The organism is Actinopolyspora alba, from assembly GCF_900112765.1.
GTDB lineage: Bacteria > Actinomycetota > Actinomycetes > Mycobacteriales > Pseudonocardiaceae > Actinopolyspora > Actinopolyspora alba.
In genome coordinates, this window is the sequence record NZ_FOMZ01000009.1 from 186,987 (window position 1) to 207,930 (window position 20,944).

The 20,944-nt window shown below is 66.7% G+C and carries 13 protein-coding genes; 9 read left to right on the top strand and 4 right to left on the bottom strand.

Features of this window, described 5'->3' with window-relative positions; all coding sequences use genetic code 11:
• Position 1 precedes the first annotated feature (1 nt).
• The 9 genes from BM150_RS15345 to BM150_RS25110 all read left to right on the top strand — a co-directional run bounded on the left by BM150_RS15345 (position 2) and on the right by BM150_RS25110 (position 10,280).
• A complete protein-coding gene (locus tag BM150_RS15345; RefSeq protein ID WP_245755510.1) occupies positions 2-832 on the top strand; it encodes a hypothetical protein in 831 nt (276 codons plus the stop codon).
• Positions 832-2,556: a TrbL/VirB6 family protein gene (locus tag BM150_RS15350; RefSeq protein WP_092927950.1), complete on the top strand. Its 1,725-nt coding sequence runs from the start codon at positions 832-834 to the stop codon at positions 2,554-2,556. Before BM150_RS15345 ends, BM150_RS15350 begins: the two co-directional genes overlap by 1 nt.
• Positions 2,556-4,067 carry an SCO6880 family protein gene (locus BM150_RS15355; protein ID WP_092927951.1) on the top strand — a complete coding sequence of 504 codons (1,512 nt, stop codon included), beginning with the start codon at positions 2,556-2,558 and terminating at the stop codon, positions 4,065-4,067. Before BM150_RS15350 ends, BM150_RS15355 begins: the two co-directional genes overlap by 1 nt.
• Entirely contained in the window at positions 4,064-5,578 is a 1,515-nt protein-coding gene (locus BM150_RS15360) for an ATP-binding protein (protein ID WP_245755511.1), read from the top strand. The genes BM150_RS15355 and BM150_RS15360 overlap by 4 nt, the downstream gene beginning before the upstream one ends.
• Positions 5,575-6,672 carry a C40 family peptidase gene (locus tag BM150_RS15365; protein ID WP_092927953.1) on the top strand — a complete coding sequence of 366 codons (1,098 nt, stop codon included), beginning with the start codon at positions 5,575-5,577 and terminating at the stop codon, positions 6,670-6,672. Before BM150_RS15360 ends, BM150_RS15365 begins: the two co-directional genes overlap by 4 nt.
• A complete protein-coding gene (locus tag BM150_RS15370) occupies positions 6,669-8,558 on the top strand; it encodes a type IV secretory system conjugative DNA transfer family protein (protein ID WP_092927954.1) in 1,890 nt (629 codons plus the stop codon). Before BM150_RS15365 ends, BM150_RS15370 begins: the two co-directional genes overlap by 4 nt.
• Positions 8,555-9,184: a hypothetical protein gene (locus BM150_RS24525; protein ID WP_217641667.1), complete on the top strand. Its 630-nt coding sequence runs from the start codon at positions 8,555-8,557 to the stop codon at positions 9,182-9,184. Before BM150_RS15370 ends, BM150_RS24525 begins: the two co-directional genes overlap by 4 nt.
• A gap of 89 nt (positions 9,185-9,273) precedes the next feature.
• Positions 9,274-9,912: a GGDEF domain-containing protein gene (locus tag BM150_RS15375; protein WP_217641668.1), complete on the top strand. Its 639-nt coding sequence runs from the start codon at positions 9,274-9,276 to the stop codon at positions 9,910-9,912.
• Between the two features lie 5 nt (positions 9,913-9,917).
• A complete protein-coding gene (locus tag BM150_RS25110; protein WP_092927956.1) occupies positions 9,918-10,280 on the top strand; it encodes a WhiB family transcriptional regulator in 363 nt (120 codons plus the stop codon).
• A gap of 297 nt (positions 10,281-10,577) precedes the next feature.
• Here the strand turns inward: BM150_RS25110 and BM150_RS15385 are convergent, their stop codons facing one another.
• From BM150_RS15385 to BM150_RS15400, 4 genes are all read right to left on the bottom strand, one after another.
• Entirely contained in the window at positions 10,578-11,447 is an 870-nt protein-coding gene (locus BM150_RS15385) for a DNA adenine methylase (RefSeq protein WP_092927957.1), read from the bottom strand.
• Positions 11,444-12,940, bottom strand: a complete 1,497-nt coding sequence (locus BM150_RS15390) for a hypothetical protein (protein ID WP_139219545.1) — start codon at positions 12,938-12,940, stop codon at positions 11,444-11,446. The genes BM150_RS15385 and BM150_RS15390 overlap by 4 nt, the downstream gene beginning before the upstream one ends.
• Before the next feature lie 941 nt (positions 12,941-13,881).
• Positions 13,882-18,987 (bottom strand): MobF family relaxase, encoded by a 5,106-nt coding sequence (gene mobF, locus BM150_RS15395; RefSeq protein ID WP_092927959.1) that lies wholly within the window; start codon positions 18,985-18,987, stop codon positions 13,882-13,884.
• 325 nt (positions 18,988-19,312) lie between these two features.
• Positions 19,313-20,338, bottom strand: a complete 1,026-nt coding sequence (locus BM150_RS15400; RefSeq protein WP_139219546.1) for a hypothetical protein — start codon at positions 20,336-20,338, stop codon at positions 19,313-19,315.
• Positions 20,339-20,944: the final 606 nt, after the last annotated feature.

Here is a 20,944-nt window from a genome sequence, read left to right on the forward strand (position 1 = left end):
GATGCAGGAGACCCCACCACAGCAACGAGTTCGGCAGCGGCGTGCCCAGTTGGGACTGTCGGCGTCGTTGGGGGTGCTGGCGGTACTGGTGCTGCTCGCGGCACTGGTGACCGCTCGCGCGTTCACCGAGGATCGGTCGGCGCCGGGGCCGTCCACGGCGCCGCCCACCCCCGCTCTGACGACGGAGAAGGGGAGCGGTTCCTGGGAGGTGGACGCCCAGCATCGACTGGCCCGGCGGGAGATGGCGCAACTACCACCTGCGGCGGCACGCCCCCATGCGGTGAGCACCGAGACGGCGGGCCCGCCGATCTCGCTGCCTGCGCCAGACAGCAGTCGGAGAGGGTGGATCCCCACCGGATTTCCCGCCACCCCGCAGGGGGCGCTGGCCCAGCTGGCCGCGCTGGATGAGACAGCGATGCGCGGGGCGAATCCGGCCACCTATGCCCGCGGTTACCGCGAGCTCGCCCTCGCCGGTGCTCCGAACCCGGAAACCACGGGGCTGTTTGCGGTGCTCACCTCGATGCGTGACAGCGCGGGGCTGCGGCCCACCGGCTCGGTGGCGGGGCTGCGGGCCGACTACGAGATCACTCACGCCCAGATCAAGGGCACCACCGACCAGGGCCGTTACGTCGTGGCCTGCGTGCTGGGTCAGTTCTCGGTGACATACCACGGCCGGACCGTCTCGGCCGGGGTGGGCGATTGCCAAGCACTGCGCCGTGTCGAGGGGCGCTGGCGACTCTCGCCGGGCCCGTTGCCTGCGGCCGCACCGAGCGCGTGGCCGGGCAGCGTCGAAGCGGTCCGCGCCGGATACCGACCGATCGAGGAGGCCTGATGCGCTGGCCACTGTGGGCATGGCCGTTCGACGACATCGGCAACGGTCTCGGAAACAAGCTGGGCGAGCTGCTGGTCTCATCCGTCGAAAAGGCGATGTACGGGATATGGCAAGCCAGTCTGGCGCTGCTGCGGGGAGCGTTCACCGTCGCCGACTGGTTTTCGGTGTTCACGGTGGATCCTCGCACTGAACCGGTATCGGTGTTGTGGCCGATCATGCTCTGGCTGTCCGGAGCGTTGGCGCTGGGGCTGTTTTGCTGGCAGCTGGTCATGACCAGCCTGCGCGGTGGCAGTGGATTCCTGCGCCTGGTTACGGGGCCGTTGCAGTACGGACTCGCGCTGGCGGTGACCACGGGCATGGTCGGTGGGTTTCTGGCCGCCGCCGACGGGGTCACCAGAGGCATTCTCGACTACGGGCTGGATGTGTCGAATTTCCAGGACGCGCTGGAGGCGAGCTCGTTTCTCGACACCGCCTTGGATACGGAAAAAGCGTATCTGCTCTGGATATGCGCCGTGATGGGAGTGATCCCCGCCGGGATCGGGTTGGTGCTGGAGATGCTGTTTCGCGAGGCCGCGATCTACGTGCTGGTGATCACGATCCCGATCACGGCGGCCGGACTGTTGGCCAATGTCAGCAAGAACTGGTTTTGGACCACCACTCGCTGGATGCTGGCTTGCATCGCCATGAAACCCGTGCTCGCGTTGACGCTGGTACTCGGCATCGCCATCCACGCCGGCTCGAACGGGGTGTCCGGGCTGCTGGCCGGTGTCGGGGTTCTGATGATCTCACTGGTCGCTCCGTGGCCGTTGTTCAAGCTGTTCGCGTTCGTCGACCCGAACGCCGATGCCGGGGCGGCGTTTCGCCGTGGGTTGTCCTCGACCGGTCTGGACTCCTACGGGGCCAACAGCCCCGCGTTCAAGGCCGCCTCGATGGCCTACGACAAGCTCACCGGCGGAACCAGCAGCGGTGGCGACAACGACATGTCCGGCGGTGACGGTGATGGACCGCTGGAGAACGCGACCACGCAGCGGTTCGACCAGGCCCTGGCCACCGCCGGGGCGGATGCTGCCGGAGCTGGCGGTGTGGTCGCGGGTACCGCTGGCGCGGCCAGCGGAGTGGGGCTGGCAGCAGCGGCAGCTGGGCAGGCACTTTCCTCCGGCGGAAGCGGTGGATCCTCGGCCTCCTCGCTGACAGACTCGGCCAACCGTGGCGCGATCACCGCTTCGGACGGGCACGGCCCCCAAGGGGCCACACCGGAGAGCCAGCCCGATGTCGAGCCGAGTTCGGGATCGTCGACCGGTGACGATTCCGCCCCGTCCGCGGGGGTGCGCTCCGAACCCACTACCGAGGCAGCGGGGGCGGGAGATGGCCCCACCTCGGAGAACGAGCCGGCCGGGGAGGCCGACCAGGCGAGTGAGGGCGATGCGGTCGCCCCTGCCGGTGCGGCAGAACCGGAGGGCGCCCCCACCCCGCCTGATACCGGTGGGGGCGAACCCCCACCGTCGCCGGGCTCGGTTGACGAGCACTCCTTCCCAGCAGAGCCACCCGGTTCGGTCGATCCCGGGCCGCCGGAGACAGGTCCCAGTGATGACGACGGTGACGAGGATCCGGGTGGTGGGGGAGTACCTCCCAGCGGCGACGGCCCCCGGGGTGGTCCCCGTGGCGGAGGCGGAGCCAGTGGCGGCGGTGCCGAACAGTCAACGGATACGGCGGTGATCACCTGATGAGCAGCGTACGGATTTATCGAGGCCTGGCCCGGCGGGAAAAACCCGGCTGGATCATGGGGCTGTCCCCCGCGCAGGCGCTAGCCTGCCTTGTCCTGGCAGTGCCGGTGCTGTGGACCGTCTCAGCCGGACAGTTCCTGCGGGCATTGATTCTGGCCGGAGTGTGCGGGCTCGCAGCGGCACTGGTGGTGGTGCCGGTACGGGGCCGCCCGGCGCTGCGGTGGCTGACCCATGTGTTGCTGTACCAGCTCGGGGCGGCCTTGGGGTGGTCACGGTGGCAGTCCCGCGCTGCTGCCGGTGAGTTGGATGATCCGAACGAACCGGATTTGCCCGGTGTGCTTCAACGAGTGTCGTTTCCGGACGGTCCGGTTTTTCAGCACCACGGAAGAGTATGCCTGATCCACGACACCGGTGAAGGACGATGGGGCGCTACCGCCCGAGTGACCCACACCGGGGTGGGGCTGCTCTCGGCCGAGGAGTGTGACCGGTTGGCGTCTCGGCTGGGCAGCATGTTGCTCTCGATCGGGCACCGCGACGTCGTCGACCGGCTGTCGCTGCTGGTGCGCACCGTGCCCGACGACGGCACCGAGTACGAGGTGTGGCGTTCCCGCCACGATGTGGCCGAGGCGCCGGATCTGGCCCGCCGCGCGGTCGACGAACTCGACCGCACCATCGGGGCGGTCTCGGTGCGCCACGAGGTCTTCGTGACGGTGTCCGGCCCGGAGGACGCACTACGCAAACCCGCCGCCGCGGCCGGAGGCGGAGTCGAGGGCCGCGCACGGGTGCTCTACCGCGTGCTCGACGGGCTCGAAGACCCGCTCAAAGCCCTCGGCGCCGACAGTGTGGAGTGGCTGTCCGGCAGCGGGTTGGCCGAGGCGATCCGCACCGGGTTCAACCCCGACAGTTCGGCTGTGTTGCGGGCCGGGCAGCTGACCGGATCGGAAACCGACGAGGTGGGGGTGCCCCTGGCCGCGGCGGGACCGACCCAGGCCCCCACGCCGGGATGGCGGCGCTACGACCACGACGCCTACTCCACGGTCTCCTACAGCGTGCTCATGCCCGAAGCCGGCACCGTATTCGGATCACTCGCCCCGCTGCTTGCGGTCAAATCCGCCGGAGAACGCCGGTGCCTGGCGATGCACTACGAGGTGTTGGGCTCGCGTGCTGCCTCCCGCTCGGTGCAGGGGTACCGGTTCCGCTCCGGAGTGATGCGCGACTACAAAGCGTCGAAAGGATTCTCGGCCAGCGCCGCCGACGACCGCGAAGCAGGTGGAGCCCGAGCCCAGGAACAAGCCGTGGCCGCCGGGCACTCGCTCGTGCGCTACGCCGCGGCCGCGGCGGTGACCGTGCCCGCTGACCGGTCGGTGGAGGATCACGCCGCCCGGCTGGAAAACGACGCCGCCGGCCGGTTCCGCCTACTACGACTCGATCTCGCCCAGGACAGCGCATTCGTGGCCGCCTGCCTGCCACTCGGCATCGGACTTCCGAACGCCCGAGGAGGTCTGCTGTGACCCGCACACCCCCACGCGGTGCCGCTCAACTGTTCCGCGACACCGGCCAGACCCTGCCGCACATTCCCTCACCAGCACACCCCACACCGCCGCCTTCGAGGGGTGAGCGGATCAACCGGCCGCGGGCTCCCCGTCGCGGCCGCTCCCGCGCCGGGCACGGGTGGTCCCCGGTCGCCGCGCCGATGACGGTGTATCAGGCCACCACCAGCGAGATAGGCGGACTGTTCCCGCTGCTGGCGGCCAACGGCATTCCGGCCGTGGGTGCCCGCATCGGTTACGACACGTTGTCCGGCAGCGCGTTCTACGCCCATCCCGTCGACTGGGTACTGCGCGGGCTGACCACCAACCCGAACCTGGTCGTCTTCGGCGAACCAGGACGGGGCAAAAGCAGCACCGTGGTTGCTTTTCTGCTGCGCATGATGCTGTTCGGCACCAAAACACTGATCTCCGGCGATGTGAAAGGCGAGTACTCACCTCTGCTGCGCGCACTGGGCATCAGTCCGATCGCGCTGGGGCGGGGACTGTCCACCCGCCTCAACGCGCTGGACCTGGGGCCGATCGCCACCCGGTGGGACTCGTGGTCAGCCCAGCGGCAGCGCGACGAACTCGACGCGCTGCTGGCCCGGTGGGTCAAGCTCCTCGTCGCGTTGGCCGAAGCCCAGGGCTACGCACCCACCGTGACCGACGAGGCCGTACTGGCCCAGGTACTGCGGCGACTGCTCGGCACGACCGACGGCGCCAGGCGGCTGCGTCCGGTCACCATTCCCGACGTGCAGCGCGAACTGGCCGATCCGGACGAACAGCTCTGGCGTGGGACCCGCTTCGCCGACCGGCGCCAGTTCCTCGATACGTTGCGGCCGATCACCGACGCGCTGGCCAACCTCATCACCGGCCCGCTGTCCGGACTGTTCGACGAACCCACCAATTTCGACATGGACTGGCAGGCCCCGATCCAGTCCATGGACCTCTCCCGACTGCGCGGCCGCGGTGACCAGGCCGTGGCGGTGGCGTTGACCTGCTTGGGCTCGTGGTCGTCGATGATCACCGACCTGCAGGACGACGGCGAGATCCGCATCGTCGTGCGCGACGAAGTCTGGCGCCAAATGCGGCTGGGCTCGAAAGCCGTGCAAGCCGTCGACTCGGACCTGCGGCTCTCCCGCGCCGAGCAGAAAATCCAGATCCTCGTCGGGCACAAGCCCAGCGATTTCCTCTCCGTCGGCAGCGCAGGCTCCCAAGAGGTCGCCATCGCCAAAGACCTGCTGGCCCTGTGCAGCACGCGGATCCTGTTCGGACAATCCACCCGGGTCGCCGACGAGCTGGCCGGAGACTTCGCTCTGTCAACCAAAGAATCCGAGGTCACCACCGGCTGGTGCATGGAACGCACCGGCCGGGCGTTGTGGAAGCTGGAAAACAGCCCCGGCTACAAAGTCCAAACCGTGCTCTCCCGCGTCGAACAGAACGCCTTCGACACCAACGCCCACCTGCGCGAAAACGGTGGAGAGAGACGATGAACGGCAAACTCGGCCTGATCGCGGTCCCACTGGTGCTCCTGTTCGTGCTGCCGATGGTCCTGATCGGCCTCACTTTCCTGTCGGTCACCGGCGGCGCGGCCGTCGCACTCGGAACGTGCGCCGCCGTCGGTGGACCGGGCGGCCCGCCCCAGCAGATCGGCCAGCGACACTGGACCTCCGCGCAGCTGACCAACGCCCGCACCATCACCACCGTGGTGATGCGCCATGAACTGCCCCAGCGCGCGGCGGTGCTGGCCCTGTCCACCGCCATCGTCGAAAGTCGTCTACGCAACCTCGACCACGGTGACCGCGACAGCCTCGGGCTCTTCCAACAGCGCCCCAGCCAGGGTTGGGGAAGCCGTGAACAGATCCTCAACCCCGTCTACGCCACCAACGAGTTCCTCGACCACCTCCTCGCTCTCGACGGGTGGTATTCCATGCCGCCGGGCCGGGCCCAGCAGGCAGTGCAGCACAGCGCCTACCCCGACCGCTACGCCCCGCAGGAACCACCCGCTCGGGCGCTGATGCGGCGGTTCTGGACCGGGCCGAACAACCCACCCCCCAGCGCCGGCGAGCTCCTTGACACCGGCGAGGAGCACCGGGCCGCGCTGGGCTGTACCAACCGGGGCGGCTCCGACCTGCCGCTGGATCCGCAGAAGATCCCGGACGATTTCACCCTGCCCGACGATCCGCGCCGCCGCGCGGCCGTGAAATACGCACTGAGCAAACTCGGCGCGCCGTACGTGTGGGGTGCGAAAGGACCCAACGCGTTCGACTGCTCCGGGCTCACCCAGGCCGCCTGGGCACATGCCGGTGTGGGCATCTCGGCAGGCACCACCAACCAGGTCCACGACGGACGTGCGGTCGGCTCCATCGCCCAACTGGCCCCAGGCGATCTCGTGTTCATCCCCGGCTCGCTCGGCTCTCCGGCCAACCCCCGACACGTGGGGCTGTACGCCGGGCACGGACTCATCGTCAACGCCTACGACACAGACACCGGCGTCATCCTCGAGAAACTCTCCGCCTGGAGCGACGACATCGTCGCCATCCGCCGCGTTACCGAACCCACTGCGCCACAAGGGAATCGGACATGAGCACACATCGTCGACTGTCACCGGCCACCGATCGCGACCTCGCGCTGATGGGATTGCTGGTCGCGGTGCTCGGCACGCTGCTGGCCCTGGCCGCCGCCTTGATGACCGGTGCCGCCGTGGCCACCACGCTGACCGGCGGCCCCTGGGCCGTCCCCGGCTTCGACACGTGGGTCCACGGAACACTCGACGTGCTCACCCACCCCACCGAGCCGACCGCCGGACTCGGTGCCCCGTGGGAAACGGCACTGGCCGATCGGGCTGACCTGTACTGGATTGTCACCGTGACAATACTTGCCACAGGAACTGCCGCGATAACCACAGGGATCGTGGTGGCTTGGCGCCGATTCGGACCCTCCACACCGGGGCATGCCTCCCGGGAGGACATCCGCCGCGAACTCTCACCGGAGGCCGCCCGCCGAACCGCCCGCTGGACCCGCCCCGGACTCAGCCCCCGCGAGCGACGCCGCGCCCCGCTGGAGGAGCTGGCCGTCCCGCTGCACCGCGGGCCGAATCGCCAGCGTTTGTGCGTCCCACTGGAAAACCCCACCGGCGCGTTCGCTCCCACCCAGTCGGGCAAATCCCGCACCGACCTGGTGCACAAAGCCTTGTCCGCCCCGGGCGCACTGTTGTGCTCGACGACCAAACCGGACCTGGTCGAATTCGCCGCGCTGGCCCGCACCCGCCGCGAGCAGGCCGGGCCGGTGCTGGTGTTCGACACCACTGGCGAGGTCTCCTGGCCCGCGAGGGTGCGCTATTCCCCGATCACCGGCTGCACCGAGTTCACCGTCGCCCGCCGACGGGCCGAAACCCTCGTCGATGCCGCCGCCGTCGGACTGGAAAACATCGGTGGCAACGACAAGGTCTTCCGTGAACGCGCCAAAACCGTGGTGCAGAGCTATCTCATCGCCGCCGCCCACGACGGCCGCAGCGTGGGGGACCTGGTCACCTGGGCCATCACCAAACCGCCCGACCAGGAACCGGTCGAACTGCTGCGCCACTACGGATTCCCCGAACTGGCCGACAACCTACGAGCCGAGATCGGCATGGTCGCCGAAACCTCGGATGCGGTGTGGTTGAGCGTACGCCGCGTCATCGAACCCTGGCTGGACCCGCAGCTGCGACAACTGTGCACCCCCGAACCGGGTCAGGAATTCGATGTCGGCAGCTTCATCGACAACCATGGCTCCCTGTTCCTCATCGCCGGCGAACATCAGGCCGCCCAGGTCCGCCCGATCCTCACTGCCCTGGTCGAAGACATCCTGACCACCGAACAAGACATGGCCCTCTCCTACCCGCACCGGCGGCTGGACCCACCGGCCACCAACGTGCTCGATGAACTCTTCGACGCTACCCCGATCCCACGACTGCCCGAGATCCTGGCCGACTCCGCCGGACGCGGGGTCCGCATCGACTGGGCCGCCCAGTCCCTGGCGCACCTGGAGATCCTCTACGAGGAAACCGGGCGGCGGCAACTACTCGACAACACCACCACACTCACCCTCTGGGGAGGAATCAAAGACCCCCAAACCCTGGAGTGGGTCTCCACCCTGACCGGCCACCACGAGCGACGGCGCTACCAGCAGCAGTCCGACGGCTTGCTGGGCACCTCCCGCACCTCCATCGGAACCGAGACCGTGCCCACCTACCGCCCCGGTGCCGTGCGCACCCTCGACCGCGGCCGTGTCTTGGTGTTCCACCGCCACCTCGACCCCATCCTCGCCCAGACCGTCGATGTCACCCGGCGCCGTGACTGGACTCAGCTACGCGCCGACGTCGAAACCATCCGTCGCGGTCAGCCGCCCGTCTCACTCGGTGGTTACCCCCTGCCCACCGCGCCACAACCCGGCAACACACCCACTGTGGCCGAGGAGGACGGAAAACCGTGACCGACGACGAGAGCATCACCCCCGCCCGCTTTCGCCAGTCCGACACCGACCGCACACTGCGAGACCTGCAGGTCCAGGTCAACACCCTCACCGATGTGGTCAGCAGCCTCTCCACGCGTCTCAACGCCCTCGACAACCGGCTCGAAGCTCTCGAAAACACCGAGGACAACGACCCCGTCGAAGACCAGCCAGCCCCCTGGGTGCTCTACACCCCACCCGCAGCCGCCGAAGACCGCCAACACCGCGACGAGGAGCACAGTCCCCTCTGGACTGTAGAGAACTTCGTGGCCTGGCACAACACAACCTACGTCGGCATCCCAGGCGGACCCTCCCGTCCGATACCACCCTGCTGGCGCCACCATCCAGGCCTGGCGCTGGAGATCGCCACGCTGGCCTACACCTGGCGCCGCGCCAACATCGGCGCCACCGCCAACGTCCGCGACGCCCAGTACTGGCACCACCAATGGCGGCCCGGATTCGCCGCGCGACTGACCGACTGGGCCCATCCCCACTGCCTGGACGGCCGCCACCGCGACAGCGGAGCGCCAGCCCGCACCGACCGGTTCTCGACGGACACGGACACGATCCCGACCGGGGACAACGAGGCCCAGCAGCACAACGTCTAAATCGTCGAAAGGCAACCGTCATGCACCTCTGCGAATGGATGTCGACCTCGACCCCTTTGACCCGCCGATCATCACGCTCGGCGGCCACCTTGGGCACGGCAACCGTGGCCGCGGCCGCGGGATGGGCCGCTACCGCCTACCGCCTACGAATGCGCACCCGCCAGCTCGCACGTGCCCACCGCGACCCGGTCACCGGACTGCTGACGCGGACAGGATTCGAAGCAGCCGCCGCCAGAACACTGACCAAGGCCAATGCTGTCGGCCTGCTCGACCTCGACGGCTTCAAACCGATCAACGACACCCACGGCCACCACACCGGCGACCGTGTACTGCGCACCATCGCCAGGCGTTTAGACGCCGAACTCGGCACCACGGCGATTACCGGACGGCTCGGCGGGGACGAGCTGGCCTTCGTCGCCCGACTGTCCGACCTCGATCAGCTGGATCGACTGCTGAGCGCGCTTACCGCACCGATCACGCTGCCCGACCTCGGCAGGCCGCTGCACGTTGGCGTCTCACTGGGCATCACGACGGTGACCACTCCGGCCCCGCCCCTGAACGAGGCTCTGGACGGTGCCGATCTCGCCATGTACGAGGCGAAAACCCACCGCGTCGGATGGCGCATCTACACCCCACAGCCCATCGAACTTCCACAACAGACTGTTCACCCAGCATTTCCCCACTATAACGTCTCCTCGTTCGTTCCCGAAAAGATGCCAAAACGGTGAACACTATGCTCAACACCACCACCGCAACGACAGCATGGGAACAACACGCCACTTGTGCCGGAACACCAATCGAACTCTGGTACGGCCCTGACGAACGCCCCGAATCCGGCCATGAGGCCTACTGGCGCCGTCGCCACGCGAAAACCCTCTGCACCCAATGCCCCGTACGCACCCAATGCCTGGCCGACGAACTCATCCAACCCCGCGCCGACCAACACGGCATCCGCGGCGGCATGACACCCCGCGAACGAGAACAACTACTCGCCACGTGGCGACGGGACGGGCTCATCCCCGCCGACAAACCTGCCAGTTCCGAGACCGTGCGAAGGTTGCTCATTCAAAAGTTCCCTACCGCCTCAGCTTCGTGAAACTTCTGCGGCAGATCCCAAGAAAAATGCGTTAGAGATTCTTAGCGCTCGCGGTGTCCGATTGCGACGTATCATGCTGACCGGGGGATGATGTGGACTAAATGGTAAGCTGGTAGGCTGCTGGTGAACCGTTGGAGCGGGTAGGTTCCCGCTTTGGCTTCTCAGCTGGTGCAGTCCGTTACTGGCCGAGGACAAGAGCAGTGCCGATACGTGACTTTCACGGATGCGAGTGTTAGCGCTGCCTACTCCTGTAGTGATCTTAGGATCCCACAGCATCAAGTGTGCATCGAACGCGACCTACGCGGTCCAGCGCGCGACACGTCCGGTAGTGATTTCAAGGTCGGGAACAACTAGTTGCTCGGAATAGATGACCGCTTCGGTGCCAACGTGTTGGCGGTGGGCTGTGTGTGAGATATCGAAAGTAGCGCATCGACCCCCGCTGTAGAGCAGGTTTGTGATCCGTGGATCGTCGTCGTAGGTGAGGATCCAAGGGAAATCAGCGCTCGCGAGGAATCTCGCTAGTCGGAGGTGTGCTTCTGCGTCGAAGGCGTGGAGGTATAGGCCTTCGCCTTGGACTAGGTAGGGCGGGTCTGCATAGACGAGCACGTCCTTGGCGATGTCCTGGATGGTGTTGAGGAAGGCGAGCGCGTCGTACTCAGTAACGTAGATGCGGTGTCGCAGGTCGGCGATGGCCTGAATGCGAGTGCAGAGTGATTCGCGGTTGAAACGTGCGTCGATCTTCCAGTGTCCGAGTTGCTCGAAGCCTCCGATAGGACGTGCGTCAAGGATACCTGAGCGATTAGTGCGATTGAGGTAGAAGGTGGCAAAGCCGAGTTCGAAGTCGTCGTGTCCGGATGGATTTGCATAGATTTCTGCCTGGCGGTGCCATTCGTCGATTGTGAGCGGTACGGTTCGGACTTGATGGCAGAACTGATTGGGGACGTCGAGTGATGCTCGCCAGAAGGCAGCGATGCCAGGGTTGAGGTCGTTGAGGTGGATACGTTCGACGCTGTCGTTCCGAAGAAGATGGAGCGCGGCACCGGCGCCTCCGGCGAACGGTTCCGCGTACTGGCGTGGCTGCGGGCCTTGGGCTTCGAGTAGCCGTGCCAAATAGGGGGCAAGGCGTGCCTTGCCCCCAGGGTAACGCAGAGGTGAGAGGTACCTCATTGGATCGGTGTGCTCCCCATGTTGGCGTTCATCTCTTCTAGGAGAGGAGCATACCGGTCAGCCAAGGTCAATACCTCGGACGGCGTGCGTCCGCTGTGAATATCATGCACTGCGTAATGTGTGAGGCGGACGCTGTCGGCTGTCGTGCTGTGGAACGCCTTGCGTAGAGGAGAGGTTTCTTCAGCAGCGCCAAGGGCATCGGAGGCATTGGGTTCGATCACCTTGATGGCTTCTTTAAGGCTTCTTTCCAGGTTTCTCGGGACGTCCCGGCCGCGAGACATGAGGAACTGGTATGTGGTCATCTCCAGAATGACGCGCAGCATCACTGCTACGATATCGTTCTGTCGTTTGACGTTCAGCAGAGACGTCTGGCGCACAATATCTTGAATGCGGCGAGTGAACTTGTCGAGCACGAGGCCGCGGAAGATGTACTCGCGAGCCGGGGTTGGCCGAGGTGGACGCTCATCTTCGCTTTCGATTCCCTCTAATGTGTTCTCTTTAAGATCGACTCTGTCTCCCTGTTTACTCGGCGTGCTGTCAGCATGCGGTGATCCTGGCGAATTTTCACTGGTACGTTGATCGTCATTTTTGTCGGGAGTATGCGGCTCCGATTCGTTGCTTGGTAGCAATTCAGTGTAACGGTTGAGGTAGTTCTTGAAATCGTCGACGGTATCGAGTTCGCGCGCCCAGGTCTTTCCGGACTCAGCTTTGGGTCTTGCGAAGTCATTCAGAACCTGGCGGACGATGGGCATCGTCGATCGCGGCCCGTATTCGAAAGTCATCTTTCCTTCGGAAAAATCCAGACCAAGCATCTTGCGGACCACGCTGCGATCAACGAAGCGCTGGATCATGGTGTAACGCTTGCTACGGACCGTTTCGAGTGCAATCTGAATGTCACGCTCATCCTCGTATTCACGAGAAACGAGGTCTACGAACGCCATCGCGCGGGAGGCCTTCGTCGGATCATTCCGCGCCCGCCTACGATCCTTCATGGCCGCATCCCACTCGACGGTGCCCGCGCCTCCAGCGCCTCCTGTGTGCTTGCGCTCGACCCACACATCAGCATCGGCTTCGCTAGGCGCAACGGCGACCCGCAACTCGGCCGGTGGGCTGTAGGCGCTGTCATCGACCATGCGCTGTGCCCGCGAGAAAAATTGCTTCTCCAGCGACTCGGTTCTGTTCAGAAGCTCGGTGTCACTCCACAGGCGCAGGCATGTGAGGCGTCGGTTGCCCTCCATCATGATGTAGCGCCCATCGCGAGTTACCACGATGGGGAGGTCGGAGCTGTTCATCTGACCAGTCCGGGTGAGATCTCGCAGGAGGTCGAGGCAGTCGTCGCCTGCGGTTGTGATCATCAGCTCGAACGCGTCCGTTTGGGACTGGGCGTCGCGAGCGAAGCGGGAATTGCGCAGGTCAAGGTCGATGAGTTCGAGAGGGACGCTTTCAACTGGGAAGGGGGGTCTCATCGGCTGCTTCGACGACGCTTTTGCCATGCAGTCCTCACCTTTCTTGCCTTTTCTAGGCTACTCCCGAGAACGCAGCCCTCATCCGGAGGACTTCCGCAGAGGACAAGGATAGTTCCTTTGCGATCGACGGCGAATGTTCCTCGTGACAAACCAGCCGACCGATTTGCCACGACTAGTCGTGTCTCGTACGAGGGCTGCCCTGCCTAGGCTATCTTCTCACAGCCAGTGGGCGACCTACGAGCCGCATCACGGAAAAGGAGGGACAATCACCACTTCCGTCTTCCCTTGTCCTTGACGCGCGTAGCCCTGTTGATAGGCGGCCGCTACCTACTACGTCACCACCGCATGTGGTGGTACGACCAGACGATTTGGGCTGGACAGTCCTTACAGTTTTTGCCACCCGAGATCCGGAGAGGACTGTCGACATGTTTGGCTTTATCTGGCCCTTTAGCGTTTACACTTGCTAATTCCTGAGCTGACCCATGCTCAGCAACATGGTGCTGGATGCGATCAGTACCCGCCGCAGGATGCGGTGGCGAGTGCTGACGATGCTGCTGACCGGCCCCTACCTGCACGCGGCGCTCGTACTACCGACCGGAAGGGCCCGGACCCGCGGACCATGGTGCGATCCATCTTCGCGGTCACAGAGGCGATGTTGGAGCACAGAGATCCCGATCCAGAGCGAACTACAAATATACCTTCCACTGCCCGGTGGCTTGGTGACGATGGCCATCCTCAATGAGAATTTTTAACGCCTGGCCATCCGCTGGGAACGCCGTACCGATCTCCACCACGACTTCCTGGCCCTGGCCACCAACCTCATCTGCTGGCGCCGACACCGCCACCACCGAACCTGTTAGGAGCCGCTGAACGCAGGCGCATCCGAAGCGTCTCAGCTGCCCCTCTTCTCGCTTGAGGCGGATAGATCCACTGGGGGCTTCCTGATGGCCGCTGATCGCCGTGGTCCTCTAAAGCCCCAGACCGGACTGCAGCTCGTTGTCCTCGTTGAGTTCGTCATCGTCGTCATAGCGGTAGTGCTCGTCGGAGTTTTCGTCGTCCCGGTCATCGGCACGCCACGTGCGCTGTTCGTCGTGGGAGGCTTCGCTGTTGTTGAGCACAGCGTCCCGGAGGGCTTCGAGGCGGGCGAGTGTGTCGTCCTGGTGGCCGTTGTCGTTCGGGAAGCTCATGCTCTGCCTCCATGTCTCGGTGATGACTCGCCAGGCTTCGGCCTTGGCGCTCTGCCCGCCGGGTTCCGGACCCAGCGGCGTCTCGGGGTCGGTGCTGGGGATGTTGTAGGTCTCGCGGTAGGCGGCGGCCAGGCCCGCGAGCTCGTCCCACTTCTCGGCGGCGGTCGGCTCCTCGGGCCGCGGCCCCAGTCCGGAGGTCCAGTCAGGAGGTTCGACCGCGACCTGCTCGCGTAGTTCGGCCAGACGGGCGTGTGCGGCCTCGGTGACCTGTGCGAGCTGGTCGGCGAGGTCGGAATCGGCGGCGCGCACGGTGTGGTGCGGGGCGGCCAACCAGGGCAGCACCGGCACGTCGGTGGCGTTCTGCTCGCGTTGCTCATCCAGCTGGTCGACCACGAGCTGGACGGCGTAGCGGTGTGCCTCGGTGGGGTCGCCGTCGGCCCGGTAGGTCAGTTGTTCGGCGACGGTGGAGACGGCGGTGTCGGCGTCGAGTCCGTCGGCGGCTCCTGCGGCGGCGTGGCGCCACACCAGCTGCCAAACAGGGTCGGTGACCGTCAGATCAGGGTTGGTGTGGGCGGTCACGGTTTGCCACCGGCGGACCTGCTCCTCGTCGGGTTCGGTCATACGGGCTGGAGGAAGGCGGTCGCCGATGTGGGACTCGATACGGCGCGCCAGCACAGCGGCCGGATCGGCGACCACGTCGAGATCTCCTTGGGCGGTGGTCGTGTCGACGAGTCGGTCGGCGTCCCACCCGTCGCGTTGGGCGCGGCGCAGCACCGCTCGGAGTGCGGGTTCGGCGGGTTGCTCCAGGGTCGTGGGGGCGTGCTCGACGAGGGCGTGCTGCCCGGCGGTGTCGAACAGTGCGTTGGTGAGGTGGTGGTGGCGTTCGCTCAGCACCGCCAGCGAGTCCTCGGTACGCGGTGTCGTGCTGACGGTGTCGGTCTCGGCGACGGCGTTGAACAGCTCGTCGGCGTCGAATTCGGCGCGGATCCGCTCGATCGGGTCGAGTTCGGCGGTGTCGTGGGCGGACTCGCTGGGAGTGCGGGAGCCGACAGGGTGCCACTGGTCGATGAGCGCGCGCCAAGCGCGGGCGCGTGGTCCCTGGCTCTCGGGTTCGGGGCCCAGTGGTTGGGCGGGATCGCGGGTGGTGATGCTGTAGGTCTCGCGGTAGGCGGCGGCCATGCCCACCAGTTCGTCCCAGTGCTCGGCGGCGACCGGATCGTCGGGTCGTGGGCCGAGTGCGGTGGTCCAGCGTGGCGGGTAGGCGATGATCTGTTCGCGTAGTTCGTGGTGGCGGTGTTCGATGGCGGTGTTGAGTTGACGTGTGTAGTTGGTCAGCTCCTCGGTGAGCGTGGGGAAGTCGGGTCGGGCCAGCCAGGGAAGCGCGGGGTGGTGTCCGGCTTTGTCGGCGCGTTGTTCGTCCAACGCGGTGGTGAGCACACTGGCCGCGTAATCGGGGGCGGGCAGCGGGTCGTGGGTGGGTCGGTGGGCGAGTTGAAAGGCGGCGGTGTCCAGGGCGGCGTCCGCGTCGAGTCCGTCCGCGGTGGCCGCGGCCGCCTGGCGCCACACCGGCATCCACGAGGGGTCCTCGATATCGGCGGTGGGTACGTAGGTCGCGATGAGTTCGCGCCAGTGGGGAATCTGCGTGTTGGTGGGTTCGAGACCGCGCGGGGGCGGCTGCTCGTACAGCAGGCGCTGTTCGAGGCGCCACCGCAGCAACGCGGCCGGGTCGTCTGCGGCGTCCAGCGGGCCTTGATCCAGGACGGCGGGGATGAGGTGCTCGGGTTGCCAGCCGAGATCGCAGGCGGTGCGCGCGGTTTGCTGCAGCGCGGGTGTGGCCTGCAGCTCCAGTAGCTGGGGAACGTGTTCGTTGAGGACGGCCTCGATGCGCTTGTCGGTGCCGAGGTGGGCGACGTGATCGTGCTGGGTGACCAGGGTGCGCAGCGATTCGGTGGTGTGCAGGGCGGCGCGCAGTTCCTCGGTGGCCGAGGTCTCGGCTGAGGAGCGTTGCAGCGCGGCCTCGAGAACCCCACGGGCGGTGCGATCGGGTGGGGTTTCCTGGTGGGAGTCGATGGTGTGCTGGGTGGTTTCGACGTAGAGCCGGTTGTCGTGTTCGGCGCGGGTGATCTGGGTGTAGAGCTGCTCGCGGGAGAGCCCTTGGGGCACGAGGCTGTGTGAGGTGCCGCCGGTGACCGACATGCCCTGGCTGCGGTTGACGGTGGCGGCGTAGGCGAGTTCGACGTGTTCGACGACGTACTCGGCCGGCAGCAGGACGGTGCCGCCGCTGGCCTGGTGGTGAACCTTGAGCGCCCCGCTTTCGCGCACGGTCCGCACCTGCCAGGTGTCGCCGTTTTTGACGAAGTCCTTGCCGCCGAACAGGGTTTTGAGTCGGTCGTTGCGGCGGGTGACCACCAGATCGCCGGCGCTGGCCGCGGTGCCGTCGTGCAGCCGCACCGCGCGAGCGTCGTCGACGTCGCCGCGCTGCAGGCGTAGTTCGCGGGCTTGGCGGTTCAGGGCGGTGACGTCGTCGGTGGCGGGCACGATCAGCAGCGAGGGGCGACCGGTGTCGAGGTCGCCGCGCCAGGCGTGGTGGGCGGCCTCGCGCATCGTCTCTCGGCTGCCTTCCCGCACCCAGTTCTGCTCGACGTAGTAGTCCAGCCCGGACGGATCGCCGGAGTGCAGCTTCACCGAGGCCGCCGCCTGCTGCGGGTCGGCGAAACGCACGACCTCGCGCAGGTGCAGCGCCCCGTTGGTGTGGGCGAACCAGCGCACCGCCCCACCGGCCTCGACGGCCGCGAGCTGTTTGTCGTCACCGACCAGCCGCACGTCGGCGCCACGGTTGAGGGCGTAGCGCACCACGTCGTGCAGCGTGTGCGTGCCGGACATGGCGGCCTCGTCGATGACGAGTACGTCACCACGGGTGAACGGAAACACCGTCTCGGCCGTGCCGAGCCGCAGCGCCGTGGTGACCTGATGCAACGTGTGCGGGCGTGCCTGCAGGGACCGACCCAGTTCCTGAGCCGCCCGGGCCGAGGGGCCGAACGCGTACACTTCGCCGGCCTCGGCCCGCCACGCGTCGGCGAAGACCCGCATGGTGGTGGTTTTGCCCGCACCGGCCGGGGCATACAGCAGCTGCACTCGACGTCCGGAGGTGGCGAACCCGCTCACTGCGCGCTGCTGCCCGGCATTGAGCCGCGCGCGGTCGAGCGCGCGCCGCACCGTCCCGTCGCTGAGGCGCACCCCGTCACCCCGTCGTCCCCATGCGGCCAACGCCGACTCCTCGCGCAGCGTGCGGTGGGTGGTCAACCGCTGCGCGTTGTGCTCGGTGAACACGCTCTCGCCGCTGGCCCGGCGCAGCTCGGACGGTTCCTCGACTGCGGGCGGGGGCTGCAGCGAAACCGTGTCGGGATCCGCCAGGACCGCCTCGACCACCCTGTCCACGAGCTGCTCGCGGCTGCCGTCTTCCACCCGCAGATGCGCACTCTGCCGATGCGCCTCGGCCTCCAGATTCCACCGATTGAAATGGCTGTAGTGGTCGGAGACCACCGCCAGCGTGCCCTGAGCCAGCTCGGCGACATCGACCTCGTCGGGCTCGCGTCCTGGGGTGGTGAACACCCGTGTGCCGAGCTGTTCGAGCTCGGCGGCATCGAGCATCTCGCGGGCCTGCCTCTGCCACCGGTGTAGATGCTGAGCCAGGGTGTGTGGTTCCTGCTTGGGATCGCGCGTGCCGTACTGCGCGCGGCGGCTGATCTCGAGCATGTCGGTCGGGCCGGGTTCGCGGCCGTGTTCGCGACGGAAGTCGACGATGCGCGTTGCACGATTGGCCTCCACATCAGAGGCCCGCTGGGAAAACCCGGTCAGCAGCTCAGTGGGCACCCCGTCGAGCTCCCACACCGGGCGTTTCAGATCGATCCCGCCCTGGGGACGTTCACTCCAACTCGCCCCGTGTTCGCGGAACAGGTCCCGCAGCCGCGAGTTGTAGTACTCGCTGGTGGTCACCGACGCGGCCAGCACACTGCGCCCGTCCAAGCTGGTCCATTTTCCGTCCGGGCCCTGCACTTTGGCACTGATCGGCACGTGGGTGTGCAGATGCGGATCCCCGGCACGCGAATCCCAGTGCTCGAACAGCGCGGCGGTAATGCCGCGCACATCGTGCTGGGCGTAGCCGCCGTCTCCTTTACGGGTGAACGCGGCGTTGTTCTCGAACCAGGTCAGCGTGTCGCGTACCGCTTGGCGGTGCAGCCCGGCGATGTGCTCACGGGTGTCTTCGTCGGAGAGTGCCCAGGCCACGCTGACGCTCTTGGGTGGGGCGAACACGAGCTCGTAGCCGGCTGTGGCGTCTTTCTGCTGCCGGTTCTGCTCGGCCAACCACCGGCGCAGCTGCTCCTCACTCGGCTGTGCTCCGCCGTGGGCCTCGGCGTAGGCCTCGGACTGCACCTGGTGCCGAATCCGCGCGCGAGTGTCCGCATCGATCGCCGCCCCAGCAGGCCGACCGTGCTCCTCGTTGTACGCCCGGTAGGCCTCGGCGACCTTACGGCGCAGCTCGTCGGCACCACTGTGCTGCCGGAACCGGTAGCCCAACTTGGTTTCGGCCAGCGCATCGTCCTTCGACGCACCATCGGCGATTTTCTCCGCCTCGATGCGGTCGGCATCCGGATGTCGCCCCTCGCCGAACAACGCATTCATCTGCGCCGCGGTCACCTCGCCGGAGACTCCCAGCGCGGCCGTGCCGGAACCGAACCACTCACCGGCTGGGTATCCGTGGGCGGCGTAGTAGTCGAACAACGCTTCGCCGGGTTCGAGGTCGCGATCGCCGCACGCGACGCTGCCGGTCAGGTACTCGTGCCCGCTGGGCGAGAGCTTGCGCACCGCGATCACGACACACCCCACCAGTCGAGCTGTCCACGTCAGCTGTCTTCGTCACGTTAAGCCGCCGCAGCCGTTACCCCGGCCGCACCTGTCGCGATTCAGAACCGGGTTCGGAGGGAAATGCAAGAGGTGCTGTCCGGCTGGCCGGAGGTACCGGGAGGTCCGGAGGGGCCGGGTCGGTATGTCGGGCGCGCAGGCTGGGCAGGTCCGGGGCGGGGCCCGGTACAGGCGGGGAAGTGGGCGAGCGGGGGTGCGATGCGGGATCGGTTGTGCGGTGGGGCGGGTGGGCATGACAAACGGTCCCCCGGTCGGTGACCGGGGGACCGTGGCGGCGGGTGCGGGGTGGTTAGACGGTGGCAGCGGTGAGCTGCTCGGCGTCGGTGCGGCAGGCTCGGCACTCGCCATCGTCGGTGTTCACGCGGGCCAGATCACGCGGGTTGCGGCGGGTGCCGCATTGCTCGCACGGGGTGAGCTCGCTCGGCGCGGCGGCCTGCTCGGTGGGCAGGTTGGTCGTGACCCATTGTGCGATCGTGTCGCGGTCGGCCTGGTTGGCCTGCTGCCACAGCGTACGCAGATGCTTTGTCGGGTACGGGTAGTACTCGGCGAGGTAGGCGCACCTCGCCTCGATCATCTGGGTGTGGCTGGCCGTGGCGGACACGTCCAGTCCGGGGCGGCCGACGTCGCGGCACTCTTCGCACAGTCCGTCACCGACACGAATGTCAGCGTGGCTCGTGATGAGCTGACATCCCAGCGCGATACAGCATTGACCGTCCCGCGCTGGGGTGGCGCGGGGATCGCGACGTTCGGTGTCGCGGGCGTCGGGGTAGACGGCCATGTCTTCGTAATTGATGGCGTAGCCGTCGGGCTGGGCGCCTCGTGCGGGGGCGTCGTCAACTCCGGCGCGGGCGTCGAGGTAGTCGTGGGTGGTGGCGGCTTCCTCGCGCATGACACGGCGAGCACGGGCGCGGTTCTGGGGCGGGGTGCTGCGGCGTTGCGGGTCGGTGGTGGTGCGCACCGTGCCACCGGTGCGGCGTTGGGCGCGGGCGCCTTCGATGGCTCGGCGGTCCCACCGGGGGGAACGGTCGGGCTGCGGCTCGGTCTGTTTGCGGTGCTCTTCGGGAGTCGGGGCGCATGCTTCGATGACAGCGCGGGTACGTTCGTCGGCCTGTCGCCAGTAGGCGCGCAACCGTGTCAGCGCGGTGCGGGGGTAGTGGGCCAGGATGCGGGCGCACTCGGTCAGGGCGGCGCGTTCGTCCTGCTCGGCGCTGCTCATGGTCTCGGACCACTGGCGGCGCGCGTCACGCACGTTGCCCGTGCGCAGCAAAGCGGCGACGGCGGACACAGAGTCGGAAATCGTGCCAGACTGTGGCATGAAAGAAAATCCTTCGGTAGTGGTTTAGCGTGATCGCCGGGCTTGGCGTTCCCGGCTTTCCTTGCAATTCCTAGTGTAGCTCCTTTTTGGAATAATTGCAAGTTGTGGGAGGTATCTCGCCCTTCGTTTTTGGCGATTGTTCGATCATGGGCAAGTAGCCATTGCGCTGCTGTTTCTGTAGTGAAAAAGAAAATAAACTCGCCACGGTAAAGCGAGAGAAATCGTGCCTGCGCGTTCTTTCCTCGTCCCTTCGTGTAGGCCCCCTTCGTCGTGCGGGGTTGTCGGGTCAAGGGCGGGCCCCGCAATTTTTTTCTGAGCGTGTCTGCACCAATGTCGGTGTCGGGAGCGAAAAAAATTGTGGGTACCTTGACGCGACGTTCCCGCACGCCACGACAATTCGGCCCCGAAGGGTCGAGGAAACAACGCGCAGCCTCTGCCTGCTACGGCGCCCCATCCTCCTCAGGGAGCTTGACGTCGGGCGAAGCCCGACCTTGATGGGTCTGGGGCAGGGACGGGCGCCCTGCGGGACGAACAACCCGCTCAGCGGCGAAGCCGCCCTCTTCACCGGGGGCAGGTGGGACGGCATAACTCACCGTCCGGCTCGAA

Coding starts and splice junctions, on each gene's coding strand:
- BM150_RS15355 (WP_092927951.1), top strand. CDS start 2,556: ATGAGCAGCGTACGGATTTATCGAGGCCTGGCCCGGCGGGAAAAACCC.
- BM150_RS15385 (WP_092927957.1), bottom strand. CDS start 11,447: ATGAGGTACCTCTCACCTCTGCGTTACCCTGGGGGCAAGGCACGCCTT.
- BM150_RS25110 (WP_092927956.1), top strand. CDS start 9,918: ATGCTCAACACCACCACCGCAACGACAGCATGGGAACAACACGCCACT.
- BM150_RS15345 (WP_245755510.1), top strand. CDS start 2: ATGCAGGAGACCCCACCACAGCAACGAGTTCGGCAGCGGCGTGCCCAG.
- BM150_RS15365 (WP_092927953.1), top strand. CDS start 5,575: ATGAACGGCAAACTCGGCCTGATCGCGGTCCCACTGGTGCTCCTGTTC.
- BM150_RS15390 (WP_139219545.1), bottom strand. CDS start 12,940: ATGGCAAAAGCGTCGTCGAAGCAGCCGATGAGACCCCCCTTCCCAGTT.
- BM150_RS15370 (WP_092927954.1), top strand. CDS start 6,669: ATGAGCACACATCGTCGACTGTCACCGGCCACCGATCGCGACCTCGCG.
- BM150_RS15400 (WP_139219546.1), bottom strand. CDS start 20,338: ATGCCACAGTCTGGCACGATTTCCGACTCTGTGTCCGCCGTCGCCGCT.
- BM150_RS15350 (WP_092927950.1), top strand. CDS start 832: ATGCGCTGGCCACTGTGGGCATGGCCGTTCGACGACATCGGCAACGGT.